Source organism: Marinobacter sp. MBR-99 (genome assembly GCF_040547575.1).
Lineage (GTDB): Bacteria > Pseudomonadota > Gammaproteobacteria > Pseudomonadales > Oleiphilaceae > Marinobacter.
Window position 1 is genome coordinate 115,900 of record NZ_JBEPPY010000013.1, and the last position, 14,466, is coordinate 130,365.

The window sequence follows — 14,466 nt, forward strand, 5'->3', positions numbered from 1 at the left end:
AATACGTGCGGCGCACGAAAAATACGAGCGGATACGAGCGCCGCGCGTATTTCCGCGTGCAAGTGAGGGCAGTGGCCGACCGGGTGCTGGATCAGGGGATAGTGAACAATCGGGAAGTAATGATGATAGACCAGCTTGAACTCAAAAACTTTACGTCATTCGGTGATCTGAACATCGATTTCTCACCCAAGATCAACGTGATCATTGGCGAAAACGGTACCGGCAAAACACACTTGCTCAAGGCGGCCTATGGGCTTTGTGCCGGCGCATCGTTTTTCAAGAGCAAGCCGGATCTCGGTAAAGCCGAGCTCGAAGCGGCATTGACTGCCAAGTTTTTGCGCCTGTTCATGCCTCTGGATAACAAGCTCGGGAAGATGCACCTTCACGGGGCCAGAGAGCACGCCAGTTTAACCGCGCAGTTTGCAGAGGGGCAGAAGGTCAACGCGATCTTTTTCAACAACTCCTCTGAGCTTTCAATCAAGGATTCGCAAAGCTACGCCAAGTACCGGGCTGAGCCAGTGTTCATCCCAACCAAAGAAGTGCTCTCTCTGGTCAAAGGTATGGCCGACGAAACACACGATCAGAAGACGGTTGAGCTGATATTCGATGATGGCTACGTCGATCTTGCCAAGGCCCTGACCAAATCCAGTGATGAAGACCTGGACGTGCGAATCAACCAAGATCCGAGGCTGAGTTCGATCGTTCCGCAATTGGTCAGCCTGATTGGTGGGCGCTACCAGTGGGAAAACGGTGGCTTCTGTTTCCAGCCAGGTGAATATCGGGAAAAGCCCTCTCCTAAACGAACCAATTCCAAGTCCGCCCAAGCGTATCAGGACTCCACAGTGACGGAGTTCGTCGCAGAAAGCGGTCGTCAGTACTCCAGCAGCATGACAGCGGAAGGCTTCAGAAAGATTGGTATTCTGCACAGGTTGTTGAGTAACGGCGTGCTGTCTCCTGGTTCCAGTGGCCCCCTGTTCTGGGACGAACCGGAATCCAATATGAACCCCAAGCTGATGAAGCAGCTCGTGCAGGTACTCTTGGAGCTTTCTCGAAACGGTCAGCAAGTCATTATCGGAACGCATGACTATGTCTTATTGAAATGGCTGGACCTGCTTTCTGATAAAGGGGCGGGGGATCACGTGCGCTATCACTCTTTATACCGCAAAGAGGGTGTTGGCGAAGTTTATATTGAAACAACTGATGAATACGACGGGGTTAGCAAGTCTGCTATTTCAAATGCTTTTGCTGAACTCTATGACGCAGATGTAAAAAGGGCTTTGGGGTAGTTTGAATGGCAGCTTACAAAGCAGAGAAAAATGCTGATCTTGAGTTCAATTTCCCGGAAGGGCTTGAATGGAACGAGCTGGATAGGCAGGGCGTTAAACTTCCTGTTCGCATGAAGTTTGTTGATCTTGTAATCGAGCGTGAGCGGGACATCCTCCTTATTGAAATAAAAGATCCTTCGCACTCAAAAAGCCCGGATGAGAACAGAAATCAATATCTCAAAAGCCTTGCGGACAACTCTATCTTGACACAAGAGCTAACTCCAAAGGCTCGAGATTCTTACCTTTATCTTCATCTGATGGAAAAAGATGAAAAGCCTTTCAAATACATTGTCCTGATAGGCCTGGATGCCTTCGACTCAGAGAAACAAAAAGCAGTCTTGTCTGGATTCAAAGACCGGCTGATGGCAGACATTCGCTGTGAATCGTTTGAGGCGTGGAAACGAAAGCACATATCTGATTGTGTCGTATTATCGGTTGATACCTGGAATAAAACATTTCCACATTGGCCTGTATCACGCATAGCCGATGCACAAGTTTGAGGATAGTAATCGTGGAAACTGGAAAGCTAAAAAAATTCGCCCAATTCGCTCGCCGCAGCCTCCTCGAACAGGTTACAGCCAAGCTCAAACTGGTACTCGCCGACGAGAGTCCCGCCCGGCGAGAAAGGCCGCAGGCGATTAAAAAACTGGAAGAAGCGATAGCCGAGCAGAGCAAAGAACAGGTTATTGAGCGGGTGGCCTATATCTGGTTCAACCGCTTCTGCGCTCTGCGTTTTATGGACGTGAATCGTTACAACCGCATTGGCATTGTTTCCCCTGCTGAGGGGCAGTTCCAGCCCGAGATCCTGGCTGATGCCAAAATGGGTCATATCGATGAAGAAATGGTGTCGGAGTCAACCCGCCAGAAGATCTTCACACTGCTGGACGGAAAGACACCCAGCCAGGACCCGCAGGGGGAAGCCTATCGCCTGCTGGTCGTAGCCGCATGTAACTATTGGTACAGCGCGATGCCGTTCCTGTTCGAACGCATTGACGACTACACCGAGCTGTTGATGCCGGATGACCTGCTTTCAGGCAACTCGATCCTGGCCTATACCCGCGAAGCCATGACGCCGGATACTTGTGAAGATGTCGAGGTTATCGGCTGGCTGTATCAGTTCTATATCTCCGAGAAGAAAGACCAAGTATTCGCTGATCTTAAGAAAAACAAGAAGGTTACTCCCGAAAATATCCCGGCGGCGACCCAGCTGTTCACGCCGCACTGGATTGTTCGGTATCTGGTGGAAAACTCGCTGGGCCGTCTCTGGATGCTCAACCGGCCAGACTCAGGCCTGATTGAACGGATGGATTACTACATTAAGCCGGAAGAGCCTGAGACTGACTTCCTGCGGATCAATAGCCCGGAAGAGATCAAGATCTGTGACCCGGCCTGCGGCTCCGGCCATATGCTGACGTATGCATTCGATCTGCTGTATGCCATTTACGAAGAGGAAGGTTACGAGCCTGCCGAGATTCCAGAGAAGATTCTCACCCACAACCTCTACGGCATCGAGATCGACGAACGCGCCGGGGAACTGGCCGCTTTTGCCTTAACTATGAAGGCACGGTCAAAGCAGCGCCGATTCTTCCGGAAGCCGGTGCAGCCCAATATTTGTGTGCTGGAGAGTGTGCGTTTCGACGAAGGCGAACTGAAGGAATACATGGAGTTTGTCGGGTACGACCTATTTACTGCGCCGCTGCAAAATACCCTTCGTCAGTTCGAAGAGGCCGATAACTTCGGCTCGCTGATCTGCCCCGATGTCACCGACGTAGACGACATGCTCAGGATTCTTGAGCCAAAAAACGTCTCCAACCAGTTGTTTATCAGCATGACTCACCACAAGGTGCTCCAAGCCCTGCGGCAGGCCGATTACCTGAGCCCGAAATACCATGTGGTGATTGCCAACCCACCGTATATGGGTGGCAAGGGTATGAATGGGCGACTGGCCGCATGGGTAAAGGACAATTACCCGAACAGCAAGTCTGATCTGTTTGCCATGTTCATAGAGCGTAACCTCGACCTTGCTCAGAAGCATGGAGCGGTTGCGATGATTACCATGCAGAGCTGGATGTTCTTGTCATCTTTCGAGGCACTGCGTGCGCGGGTTCTGGGACAGAACACACTGTTATCCATGGCTCACCTCGGTGCGAGGGCATTTGACAGTATCGGCGGTGAAGTGGTTTCAACCACTGCTTTTGTATTGGAGAACTCAAATCGGCTGGATTACAAGGGCGGCTATTTAAGGTTGGTTGCTGGTAATTCTGAAGCTGAGAAAGACGCCGCCATCCGAGAAGCGGTTATGAATCCTGATTGCGGTTGGCTCTATCATGCCTCGGCAATTGATTTTAAAAGGATTCCTGGGAGCCCGATTTCCTATTGGGTCAATGATAATGTTCGGGCGGCATTTGATGACGCCGCCGTTGAAGACGTGGCCATACCTAAATTCGGCATGTCGGTTGGTGACGGGGAAAGATTTATTCGCTTTTGGTATGAAATAGGAACTGCTTCCATAGGAAGCAATTGTAACTCTGAAGACATATTTGCAGAGGGAGGTTACAAGTGGTGTCCCATGGACAAAGGCGGAGAATATAAGAAGTGGTATGGGAACCAATGCCACGTCGTCTTATGGGAAAACCGAGGCCATGAGATTAGAAATTTCGCTCGTTCTGCAGTCCGTAGCCCACAATATTTTTTCAAACCACACTTTTCATGGACTCTCGTCGCCTCAGGAGCCTTTTCTTCAAGATATTTCCCTCATGGGTACATCTTAGATACCGCTTCAAACTGCATCTATTTCGAAAAGGATTCGCTCAAATTTAAGCTCTTGGGGTTTTTCAACTCAAAACTATCAAGCTATCTGCTACAACTTTTAAATCCAACAATGAACTTCAGTTGTGGCGTTGTTGGTAAATTACCATCTGCTAGCCAAGTCAGCTACGACAAGTCCATTGCCGATTCCGCGATAAAAATAGCAAAAGATGACTTCGACTATAACGAAACCTCGATTCTTTTCCCTGGAGGGTCGATTTCACTCTTGGATGGGAGATTTTTCGATACAAATTTAGCTAAAACATATTCCAATGTTCGCGCCCACTGGCGGGAGATGACGCTGGAGACGCAGCGGTTAGAGGAAGAAAACAACCGTATCTTCATCGACGCCTATGGCTTGCAGGATGAGCTGACCCCCGAGGTGCCACTGGATGAGATCACTCTGACCTGCAACCCCCACTACCGCTACGGCAGCAACAAAAGTGAGGAAGAGTTGGAGGCGCTGCTTCTGGCCGACACTATGCGGGATCTGGTCTCTTACGCCGTGGGATGCATGTTTGGCCGCTATGCGCTGGACAAACCGGGGCTGATCCTGGCCAACCAGGGAGAGACCATTGAGGACTACCTGGAGCGGGTTCCGGAGCCGAGCTTCCCGGCAGACGATGACAATGTCATCCCTATGCTCGATGGCGACTGGTTTACCGACGACATCACTGAGCGCTTCCGTGAATTCCTGCGCATCGCCTTTGGCGAAGAACACTATGACGAAAACCTCCGCTTTGTCGAGCAGGCGCTGGGTAAGGACATCCGCAAGTACTTCCTGAAGGACTTCTACAACGACCACGTGCGTCGTTACAAGAAACGTCCCATTTACTGGCTGTTCTCCTCACCCAAGGGCTCATTCAACGCGCTGATCTACATGCACCGCTACCAGCCTCACACCGTAGGCACGGTGCTGGAGTATCTGCGCGATTTCAAAGATGAAAAGCTGCAAGCCCGGAAGAACCATCTGGAGGCCGTCAGTATCAGCGCCGGGGCCTCCCAGGGTGATAAGACCAAGGCCCTGAAAGAGATCGAGAAGATCAACAAAATCCTAGCCGAGTTGGATGACTACGAGCGGGATGTACTTTATCCCCTGGCTACCGAACAGGTGGAAATCGATCTCGATGACGGGGTGAAGGCCAATTATCCGAAATTCGGCGAAGCTTTAAAGAAGATTACCGGCCTCTCTGGCTAGGAGCACAGGCATGCATATCAACAAACTAACCTTGCAGCGCTTTCGTGGCGCTCAAGATCTACCGCTGGATCTGGATGACAAGCTTAATGTGTTTGTCGGCATGAATGGCACGGGTAAATCCAGCATTCTGGATGCCTCGGCCATCATGCTGTCCTGGCTGGCGAATCGGATTAAGCATGCGGGTGCGTCTGGGCGTCCGATTGCCGAATCCGATATCAGGAATGGTGAATCCTCCGCCAATCTGGCTATTCAGCTATGTGATGAGGGTACTTCCTTCGGCTGGAACTTGGCGAAGGTGCGTAAGGGGTACAGCAAAAAGGACCTGGCCTCTGTTCTGATTTCTGCATCCCAAACGGCCAAGGGTATTCAGGCCGGCATCACCGAGCACAACGGGAAGGTAAACATCCCCTTGTTTGCTTACTACCCGGTGAATCGCGCTGTGTTGGATATTCCACTGCGTATCCGAGAAAAGCATCAGTTCGGGCTTCTTTCTGCTTACGAGGAGTCGCTAACTAGTGGCGCCAACTTCCGTACTTTCTTTGAATGGTTCCGGGAGCGTGAAGACCTTGAGAACGAGAACCGCAAATACATAGATGATCTGATCAAGCCGGACGATTTCGAGTTCCCGGATTCGCAGCTAACGGCGGTGCGACGGGCTCTTGAGATTTTCATGCCGGACTTCCAAAACCTGACCGTAAGGCGCCAACCGCTGCGGATGGAGGTAACGAAGAAAGGCCAGCGACTCACAGTAAACCAGCTTTCCGATGGCGAAAAATGCTTGATGGCCATGGTTGGCGACCTTGCCAGGCGCATGGCCATAGCCAACCCGGAGCGAGAAGATCCGCTGCTGGGAGATGGCATTGTGATGATCGATGAAATTGATCTGCACCTGCATCCGAAATGGCAGCGCTTGGTGGTGCCCAGTTTGAGGGCGGTTTTCCCGAACTGTCAGTTTTTTATCTCCACTCATTCACCGCATGTAATTACCCATGTGAAACCGGAGAATCTGTTCCTTATGAACATGACAGATGCCGGGGAATTGGAGATTGTTCGCCCGAATGAGTCCTACGGGAAGACGGTGGACAGGGTGCTTGAAGATCTGATGGGCCTTGAGACCACACGCCCGAACCAAGTGGAAGATGCTCTTCGAGCTATTTACGGGCAAATCAATGATGGCGAGCTTGATACTGCCAGAGAAGGCATTGCTGCATTGGAACGAGACATTGGCGAAGATCCGGAACTGGTAAAAGCCAAGGTGCTGATCAAACGCAAGGAGCTGATTGGCCGATGAAGTATGTGGAGAAACGCCACGAACCTGAAGCTTATACGCAATGGAGGGCTCTGGCCAATGAAGACTGGCAGCCCACCTATGACGACCTTAGCGGTGACACAAAAGCTTCGGTTAAGGGAGCGTTGATGCAAGAGCAGGGCTATATCTGCTGCTATTGTGAACGCCGGTTAACCGAGGGTGATTCCCACATAGAACACTTCCGGCCCCAGAGTGACCCGGCAGTGGATCCGTTGGATTACGGCAATTTTTTGTGTTCTTGCCAAAACCAGATCAGAAAGGGGGAGCCCCGTCACTGCGGTAACCTCAAAGGCGACTGGTTTGATCCTGAGCTGTTGATATCTCCGCTGGATGCGAGTTGTGAGCACCGGTTTGGTTTTGAAGGTGATGGTTGGATTAAACCTGCTGACAGTAACGACCGGGCGGCCCGTGAAACCATTACCAGGCTGGGTCTGAACCTGCCCAAGCTGAATGAGTTGAGGGCTGGCGCAATTGAGCCTTTCCTCGATGATAGTTTGACTCATGACGAGCTGAGCAGGTTCGTGTCGGGCTATTTAACCATGGGAGCAGACGGCCGTTTCAGTGAGTTCTGGACCACTATCAAATATTTGTTTGGAGACTACGCAGCCGCATGAGTAACCGAATTTCCCAGGCGTTAAAAAAATTATTCGAGCGGCACCGGGTCGTGTTCTGGTATGACAGCAAGCAGGAGCTGCGCGGTGATTTCGAGACGGTTTCCATCCCGCACGTGGAGAAGCTGGAAATCGCCAACAACGAGTACAGTCTGAAATATCGCATCCTGCGGGAGGCACCGGAACAGAAATTCTTGCTGTACAAGAAGGGGCCGCAACCAGAGGATCTGGACAACTGGTTGCTGGACGTACAGCTGGCCCACGGCGAGTTCCGGACCGACCAGGTGGCCATCTGGCTGTCCGAGTTGGAGTTGGGCCTGGAGTTCGCCGAGATAGCTCAGGCCCATACGGAGTTCTTTCAGGCGATCAAGCGCAAGGAGGCACTGAAGAAGTTGCTGAAGCCGGATGACACCGCCGGCCAGCTGCGCCTGAAGATGCTGGCCGTGTGTGCCGGTAGCGAGCCCCGTATGGACTCGGTGGTGGAAACCCTGCTGCAGCAACTGGCGGAAGAGCGCGATGATGGCATCAGGCTGATCGAACGGTGCGGCTTGGATAGCTTCCTGTGGGAGCAACTGACCCGTTTCTACGGCTACGAGGCCAGTGAACCCAGCCTGCGCGATTTCGTGATCGAGCTGTTCAAGTCCTGCTACGCCATGGGTACCGATGGCGATGTCAAACTGACCGGCGACGCCCTGGTGTTCCTCAAGCGCTGGAAAGACAGCCGGCAGTTCGAGCAGGGGTTTGAAACCCTGTCTGCCGAGTGTGCCGAGGTGCTGGGCATTGAGCAGGATCTGGGTAAGCGGGACTTCCGGGACCTGGTTGAGCTGGATTACTTCCGGCTAATCGACCAGAAGATTATCAGTGACCTGGTGCGGGCGGTGGTAGGCCGCACGGTCACTAGTGGCGATGTGGCATTGTGGGTACGGCAGCGGCGCCAGGGCCACTGGTACGGGGAGTTCCGCCACCTGTATGAAGCCATTGAGTTTGCGGCCCGTTTTGTCCAGATGCTCGGTGAGGCTCGTCTCACCATGGACAGCCTCTCCGACGGCGTTCAGCGATACAGCCGTTCCTGGTTCCAGTTGGATCAGCTCTACCGCAAATTTACCTACCATGTGCGCATGTCCGGCCAGGCATCGTTAATGGGCGATCTCAGTGAGCAGGTGGAGAATTTGTATTCCAACAACTACCTGCTCAAGCTGGGCGACGGCTTCCAGGTTCACGTGGATGCCGCGCCGCGCTGGGAGGCCTATCCGGTCGTTCAGCAAACAGCCTTTTTCGAGCACTGGGTTCGCCCGTACCTGTGCAAGGACAAACGGATCTGCGTGATCATTTCCGACGCCATGCGCTATGAGATTGGTGATGAGCTGCTGGGCCTTATCCGGCAGGAAGATCGCTACAGCGCGGAGCTTGAACCGGCACTCTCGACCCTTCCCAGCTATACCCAGCTCGGTATGGCGGCGCTACTGCCCAACAAGTCCCTGGCAATCGCCGACAACGATACCGGTACGGTACTGGTGGATGGCCAAAGCTCACAGGGCACGGTCAACCGTACCAAAATCCTGCAGGCCGCCTTGGATGGTCGGGGCCAGGCCGTCAAGGCGGAGGATTTTATGCAGCTCAACCGGGAAGACAGCCGTGAGCTGCTCAAGGGTAATGATGTGCTGTACATCTACCACAACCGCATCGATCACACCGGCGACAAGATGCATTCAGAGGGGCAGGCCTTTGAAGCCGCAGAACAAACCCTGGATGACCTGATTCGACTGATCAAGAAGCTCACGGCGGCCAACGCCAATAACCTGCTGATCACCGCTGACCATGGCTTTATTTACCAGAACCGTGAGCTGGATGAGAGTGATTTCCTGGGCGATGCCGTTTCTGGCGATGATATTCGCTACCGGGACCGTCGGTTCGTGCTGGGTAAGGGGCTGTCCGCCTCTCCGGCCTTCCATCACTTCTCGTCTGAGCAGCTTGGGCTGGATGGCGATATGGAAGTGCAGATTCCCAAGTCCATCAACCGGCTGCGTCTTAAAGGCTCTGGCAGCCGCTTTGTGCATGGCGGCGCATCCCTTCAGGAGGTTGTGATTCCAGTCCTGAAGGTTAACAAGAAGCGCCAGAGTGATGTCAGCGCCGTTGAGGTGGACATCCTGCGTGGGGCCAGCTCGGTGATCACTTCCGGCCAACTGGCCGTCACCTTGTATCAGTCCGGACCGGTTACCGAGAAAGTACAGCCTCGCCACCTGCGGGCTGGGATTTATACCCAGTCAGGGGAGTTGATTTCGGACAGTCACGAACTGTCGTTTGACCTGACCTCGGAGAACCCCCGCGAGCGGGAGCTTCAGGTGCGCTTTGTGCTCAGCCGCAAGGCGGACGAGGCCAACGGCCAGGAGGTTTTCCTGAAGCTGGAAGAACAGCACGCCGGCACCTCCCACTACAAGGAATACAAGTCGCTCAGGTATTTGATGCGGCGGTCCTTTACCAGCGATTTTGATTTCTGAGGGTTATAGCCAATGAGTACGCTTGACCAAAAGATCAACGAACACTTCCCCGGGTTGGTGGTGCGCAAAGACCTGGTGAAAACGGTCAAGGGCAACGCCATCGTTCCCTCATACGTGCTGGAGTATCTGCTCGGCCAATACTGCGCCACTAACGACGAGGCCACGATTAAAACAGGGATTGAAACGGTCAAGGAGATTCTGGCCAAGCACTATGTCCACCGGAACGAGGCCGGACTGGTGCGCTCGAATATCAAGGAAAAGGGGCGCTACAAGGTTATCGACAAGATCAGTGTGGCCCTGAATGAGAAGACGGATGCCTACGAGGCGCAGTTTTCCAACCTGGGAATCAAGAAGGTATTGGTGGATTCTGGGACCGTCAAGGCCCACCCCAAACTGCTGGTAAGCGGCGTATGGTGCATTGCGGACATCGAATACGTATTTTCTGAAGACCAGAACGTCAGCCCCTGGATTCTGTCCACCCTCAAGCCGATTCAGCTATCGCACTTCGACTACGACGCCTACGTTGCCGCGCGGCAGCAGTTCAGCACCGATGAGTGGATTGACCTGCTGATCCAGAGTATCGGCTTTAACCCGGAGATGTTCGGACGGCGCAGCAAGCTGACGCAACTGGTCCGATTGATTCCGTTCTGCGAGCGGAACTACAACCTTATCGAACTTGGCCCCAAGGGGACGGGTAAATCCCACGTTTACTCCGAATTCTCGCCCCATGGGATCCTGGTTTCCGGTGGTGAAGTCACCGTACCCAAGCTGTTTGTGAATAACTCCAGCGGCAAAATCGGCCTGGTGGGCTACTGGGATTGCGTGGCCTTTGACGAATTCGCCGGTAAACAGAAGCGAGTCGACAAGGCCCTGGTCGACATCATGAAGAACTACATGGCCAACAAGTCCTTCTCCCGTGGCGTGGAAACCCTGGGCGCCGAGGCGTCCATGGTGTTCGTGGGGAACACCCGGCACACTGTTCCTTACATGCTGAAGCATTCAGACCTGTTCGATGAACTGCCGGACAAGTTCTACGATTCTGCCTTTCTGGACCGGATCCACTTCTATATTCCGGGATGGGAGGTCGACATCATCCGGGGCGAGATGTTCTCCGACGGCTATGGCTTCGTGGTGGACTACCTTGCAGAAATCCTGCGCTCGATGCGGAACTACGATTACTCCGACCAGTATAAGGAGCACTTTACCCTTTCTTCGGATATCTCGACCCGTGATCGGGACGGTATTAACAAGACCTTTTCCGGCTTGATGAAGATCCTGTTCCCCCAGGGGGGAGCGACCAGGGAAGAGGTTGAAGAAGTGCTGCGCTTTGCCATTGAGGGGCGCAAGCGGGTCAAGGACCAGTTACAGCGGATTGATACCACCTACGGCGAAGTACGCTTTTCCTATCAGGATCAACAAGGCCAGGAAATACTGGTCACGACACTTGAGGAGGAAGAGTACCCAGGCTACTACCACCAGACGGTCTCGACTCCTGATGACGAGGGAGTAGAACCCGAGCCAACAGCGGACGTTAAAGGTGTCGAGCCAGAAGAGCTGAATGCCCCCGAGCCAGTACTGGAAGAAAAGCACCTGACCTTCCAGGAAAATCAGAAGGGCATCTCATTCGACGGCTTGTTTGGCGCATACCTGAAAGGAGCCAGCAAGATCACCGTCACAGACCCCTACATCCGGCTTTTCTACCAGATCCGCAATTTCATGGAGTTTCTCGAAGCCATCGTGAAGAACAAGGCCGAAGAAGATGAAGTGGAGGTTCACCTCGTCACCGTCAGGGACGAGTTCAAGGGTGACCTGCAAGACGAGAGTTTTGAAAAAATCCAGGAATCCGCTCGCACCGTGGGCATCGACTTCACCTGGGCGTTTGACGAAAGCGGCACCATTCACGCCCGTCATATCGTTACGGACCACGGCTGGAAGATATCGCTGGATCGGGGGTTGGACATCTTCCAGCACTACGAGATGAATGAAGCCTTCGCGTTTGCCAACCGGTTGCAGCAGTTTCGGTCGAGCAAGGCCTTTGAGGTGACGTTTATTAAAGTTTAGGGAGCGCGAAATGAATATCGAGATTAAAAATTGCAATAACATTGATTGGGCTAGTTTGGTTCTTTCTGAAAATACGCTGAACATAAAGTTCGCACCAAACGGAACCGGAAAAAGCTCAATTGCTCGGGCAATTATCCTCGGTACGACTGAAGGCTCAAATTTAAATGAACTCATCCCATTTAAGCTTAGAAAATCCAATCCAGATGGAATAACACCTGAAGTTACCGGCACAGAAAGCATCAATACTGTCATGTGCTTCAACGAGGAGTACGTCAGTCAGTTTGTGTTCAAAACTGATGAATTGCTCAGCAACAGCTTTGATATATTGATTAGAACAGATGCCTACAAACAGAAAGAGCAGGAAATTGAAAGTTTTATCCAAGATATCAAACAACTATTTTCCGGAAATCAAGAATTGGAAACCTTGATAACTACCCTCAAGGAAATGGGAAATGCTTTCAAGTTGACCAAATCCGGCTTGTCCAAATCTTCGACAGGAATGAAAGGACTATCTTCAGGCAACAAAATTCAACATGTTCCCTCTGGCCTTGAGTCTTATACACCGTTCATTCAAAGCGAAAACAGTGTTAACTGGATTGACTGGCAAACAAAGGGGTACGAATTTTCGGAACTATCTGATAGTTGTCCATTTTGCACCTCACATGTAGCTGAAAAGAAGGATCAGATCAAGAAGGTTGGCGAAGAATATGATAAAAATACGATTAAGAACCTGATCGCCATAATCGGTGTGATCGAAAAGTTGGGCGACTTCTTTTCTAAAGAGGCGAAGGGTAAACTGAAGGCAATTACAGAGCTGAAGGACGGGCTTGAAAAAGAACACGAAGCATTTCTTGCTTCGGTAAAGAGTCAAATCGATAATTTCACTGAGAAGCTAGAAAATCTTAGAACACTTTCTGCGTTCCAATTTAAAGACGGTGAAAAAGTTTCTGAAAAACTCCCTGCCTATAAACTGGACCTGGCTTTTTTCTCGGAGCTTAATTCAGAAAGGATGCTGGAAGCCATCACTCCGATTAACGACTCTATCGACGAAGTAATTGCACAGGCCGGCCAACTTCAGGGAAAGATCAGTCAGCAACGAAGCGAGATGAAGAGAACGGTCGAACGGCATCAGATCGACATTAACAATTTTCTCTCATACGCAGGTTACCGATATAAGGTTGAGATAGTAGGTGAAGGCGAACAGTCACAACTGAAACTGAGACATGCCGATCACGAGGAATATCTCAGCGGCGGAAGCCAACACCTCAGTTTTGGTGAAAGAAATGCTTTTGCCATCGTTCTTTTCATGTATGAGTGTCTGTCAAGAAAACCGGACTTGATCATTCTGGATGACCCAATTTCTTCATTTGACAAGAACAAAAAGTATGCCATTCTCGAAATGCTTTTCCGTCGAAAAGCTGATTCATGCTTGAAGAATAAAACAGTTTTGATGCTTACACATGATGTGGAGCCAATTATCGATACCATTAAGTCTCTTGCGCATAAGTTCAGCAATCAGACTTCGGCATCGTTTCTGAGGCTTGAAGCTGGCCAGTTAATTGAATATGTAATCAGAAAAGAGGATATGCAAACCTTTTCCCAGATTTGCAAGAATGCTCTCGCCTCTGACAAGGATGATGTTATCAAGCTGATTTACATGAGACGTCATTTTGAAATTTCTGACGACAAGGGAGATGCTTATCAAGTACTCTCCAATATTCTGCACAAGAGAGAGCGTGCAATTGATACCAGAGAACCCATAGGGGAAGATAACAATTATCCGGAAATGGCGCCTGCCAAGTTCTCCAATGGATGCAATGAAATATCGGGCTTTCTGAACGGATTTTCATACTCTGACATTTTGAATCGAGTTACTGATGTCAATGCGCTGAATTCGCTTTATAGAGCTTCCGAAAATGGGTATGAAAAACTTCAGATTTTTCGCCTGTTAGATCTGGATATTGAGAATTCTGTTGTTCAGAAGTTTATCAATGAAACATATCATATTGAGAATGAGTTTATTTGCCAGCTTGATCCTGCAAGGTTTGATACAATTCCGGAGTATGTCATCTCTGAATGTGATCGGATTCTGCAGGAGGTCCAGTGAAGCTCCTCCACACATCCGACTGGCACATTGGGCGCACGACACCCGGTAGGAGGCTGGGTAGGTTTTGATCAGTATAGTCCAGCAAGCCAATCACGCTTTCGACTCCTGTTCCCACCAAGCCTGAAACAACTCATCACCACCCGGCACATAGGTGTGAACTTCCCGGCCATTCCAATCCAGCGCCAGAACCTGCAAGGCTGCCTGTTGCAGTTCGGTATCCAAGGCCCTCAACCGGTTCAACTCGAATGGCCAGTGGCTGGCGTTATATAGGCCAAGCAGGAATCGCCGGATATGCCGGGCCTGGCCGCCACCACTCTGGGCGGCGTCGAGCAGTATTGTGAGAGCCGGAAGCCCCTCGTCCTCCCGCTGTTGCCTGCGCTTTTCTTCCTGTTCTAACAAAAATAGAAAGCGTTCGGGAAGCATGGATGTTTTGTCCGTCATGTGTTCGGCGACAGTAAGCGCCAATAAACCAGCACCTACCCCACAGCTATAAGATTACCCAAACTGGATTCCTCACCAACCCCAAGAGGAATCGTCATGACACCAACC

The 14,466-nt window shown here is 51.4% G+C and carries 9 protein-coding genes; 8 read left to right on the forward strand and 1 reads right to left on the reverse strand.

Annotated features, from left to right (window positions below; translation table 11 throughout):
- Nucleotides 1-5: 5 nt before the first annotated feature.
- Genes ABIE59_RS12845 through ABIE59_RS12880 form a run of 8 tightly spaced genes read left to right on the forward strand, consistent with a single transcriptional unit; the run spans nucleotide 6 to nucleotide 13,917 of the window.
- Entirely contained in the window at nucleotides 6-1,286 is a 1,281-nt protein-coding gene (locus ABIE59_RS12845; protein WP_354447442.1) for an AAA family ATPase, read from the forward strand.
- 5 nt (nucleotides 1,287-1,291) lie between these two features.
- Nucleotides 1,292-1,825, forward strand: coding sequence for a hypothetical protein (locus tag ABIE59_RS12850; RefSeq protein ID WP_354447444.1), 534 nt, complete (start codon nucleotides 1,292-1,294; stop codon nucleotides 1,823-1,825).
- 11 nt (nucleotides 1,826-1,836) lie between these two features.
- Entirely contained in the window at nucleotides 1,837-5,331 is a 3,495-nt protein-coding gene (gene pglX / locus ABIE59_RS12855) for a BREX-1 system adenine-specific DNA-methyltransferase PglX (protein WP_354447446.1), read from the forward strand.
- A gap of 10 nt (nucleotides 5,332-5,341) precedes the next feature.
- Nucleotides 5,342-6,622, forward strand: a complete 1,281-nt coding sequence (locus tag ABIE59_RS12860) for an AAA family ATPase (protein WP_354447448.1) — start codon at nucleotides 5,342-5,344, stop codon at nucleotides 6,620-6,622.
- Entirely contained in the window at nucleotides 6,619-7,254 is a 636-nt protein-coding gene (locus tag ABIE59_RS12865) for a retron system putative HNH endonuclease (RefSeq protein ID WP_354447450.1), read from the forward strand. The genes ABIE59_RS12860 and ABIE59_RS12865 overlap by 4 nt, the downstream gene beginning before the upstream one ends.
- On the forward strand, nucleotides 7,251-9,749 hold the full coding sequence (pglZ, locus tag ABIE59_RS12870) for a BREX-1 system phosphatase PglZ type A (protein ID WP_354447452.1): 2,499 nt from the start codon (nucleotides 7,251-7,253) through the stop codon (nucleotides 9,747-9,749). Before ABIE59_RS12865 ends, pglZ begins: the two co-directional genes overlap by 4 nt.
- A gap of 12 nt (nucleotides 9,750-9,761) precedes the next feature.
- Complete coding sequence (brxL, locus tag ABIE59_RS12875; RefSeq protein ID WP_354447454.1) at nucleotides 9,762-11,810, forward strand: BREX system Lon protease-like protein BrxL; 2,049 nt, start codon at nucleotides 9,762-9,764, stop codon at nucleotides 11,808-11,810.
- 10 nt (nucleotides 11,811-11,820) lie between these two features.
- Nucleotides 11,821-13,917 carry an AAA family ATPase gene (locus ABIE59_RS12880; RefSeq protein WP_354447456.1) on the forward strand — a complete coding sequence of 699 codons (2,097 nt, stop codon included), beginning with the start codon at nucleotides 11,821-11,823 and terminating at the stop codon, nucleotides 13,915-13,917.
- Nucleotides 13,918-14,007: 90 nt separating this feature from the next.
- On the opposite strand, the gene ABIE59_RS12885 is transcribed toward ABIE59_RS12880, so the two are convergent.
- Nucleotides 14,008-14,382, reverse strand: a complete 375-nt coding sequence (locus tag ABIE59_RS12885) for a DUF7673 family protein (RefSeq protein WP_354447458.1) — start codon at nucleotides 14,380-14,382, stop codon at nucleotides 14,008-14,010.
- Nucleotides 14,383-14,466: the final 84 nt, after the last annotated feature.

What these genes read in the sequence shown, in the direction of transcription:
- ABIE59_RS12850 (WP_354447444.1), top strand. Translation starts at nt 1,292, where the DNA reads ATGGCAGCTTACAAAGCAGAGAAAAATGCTGATCTTGAGTTCAATTTC.
- ABIE59_RS12860 (WP_354447448.1), top strand. Translation starts at nt 5,342, where the DNA reads ATGCATATCAACAAACTAACCTTGCAGCGCTTTCGTGGCGCTCAAGAT.
- ABIE59_RS12865 (WP_354447450.1), top strand. Translation starts at nt 6,619, where the DNA reads ATGAAGTATGTGGAGAAACGCCACGAACCTGAAGCTTATACGCAATGG.
- pglZ (WP_354447452.1), top strand. Translation starts at nt 7,251, where the DNA reads ATGAGTAACCGAATTTCCCAGGCGTTAAAAAAATTATTCGAGCGGCAC.
- brxL (WP_354447454.1), top strand. Translation starts at nt 9,762, where the DNA reads ATGAGTACGCTTGACCAAAAGATCAACGAACACTTCCCCGGGTTGGTG.
- ABIE59_RS12880 (WP_354447456.1), top strand. Translation starts at nt 11,821, where the DNA reads ATGAATATCGAGATTAAAAATTGCAATAACATTGATTGGGCTAGTTTG.